Annotated in this window: 1 protein-coding gene; it reads right to left on the bottom strand. The window is 69.5% G+C overall.

The features are described 5' to 3' along the window. On the bottom strand, positions 1-1024 hold a 1024-nt coding region (locus tag HWX87_RS37615; protein WP_176051835.1), incomplete at both ends, for an acetyl-CoA C-acetyltransferase.

Here is a 1024-nt window from a genome sequence, read left to right as displayed (position 1 = left end):
GCGCTCGACCGCGAGTGCGACACCCATCCCGCCGCCGATGCACAGCGACGCCAGCCCGCGCTTCGCATCGCGCTTGACCATCTCGTGCAGCAGCGTCACCAGGATCCGGCAGCCCGACGCGCCGATCGGGTGACCGATCGCGATCGCACCGCCGTTCACGTTCACCTTCGACGTGTCCCAGCCCATCTGCTTGTGCACCGCCAGCGCCTGCGCCGCGAACGCCTCGTTGATTTCCATCAGGTCCAGGTCGCCCGGCGTCCAGCCCGCGCGCTCCAGGCACCGGCGCGACGCCGGCACCGGGCCCATGCCCATCACGCTCGGATCGACACCCGCGTTCGCGTACGCCTTGATCCGCGCGAGCGGCGTCAGGCCGAGGGCCGCCGCCTTCTGCGCCGACATCACCAGCACCGCCGCCGCACCGTCGTTCAGACCCGACGCGTTCGCCGCCGTCACCGAGCCGTCCTTCGAGAACGCCGGCTTGAGCCCCGACAGCGATTCCGCCGTCACGCCATGGCGCACGAACTCATCGGTCGCGAACTGCAGCGGCTCGCCCTTGCGTTGCGGGATCGACACCGGCACGATCTCGTCGTTGAAGCGGCCGGCCTTCTGCGCGGCTTCCGCCTTGTTCTGCGACAACGCCGCGAACGCATCCTGCTCTTCGCGCGTGATCCCGTATTCCTTCGCGACGTTCTCCGCCGTGATGCCCATGTGGTACTGGTTGTACACGTCCCACAGGCCGTCGACGATCATCGTGTCGACCAGCTTCGCGTCGCCCATCCGGAACCCGTCGCGCGAGCCCGGCAGCACGTGCGGCGACGCACTCATGTTCTCCTGGCCGCCCGCGATCACGATGTCCGCGTCGCCCGCGACGATCGCGTTCGCCGCCAGCATCACGGCCTTCAGGCCCGAGCCGCACACCTTGTTGATCGTCATCCCCGGCACTGCCGTCGGCAGCCCGGCCTTGATCAGCGACTGCCGCGCCGGGTTCTGCCCCGAGCCGGCCGTCAGCACCTGGCCCATGATC

Source organism: Burkholderia sp. BCC1644 (assembly GCF_902833225.1).
GTDB lineage: Bacteria > Pseudomonadota > Gammaproteobacteria > Burkholderiales > Burkholderiaceae > Burkholderia.
Note: the sequence above shows the minus strand (reverse complement) of the source record. Positions and strands in the feature narration are given on the sequence as shown.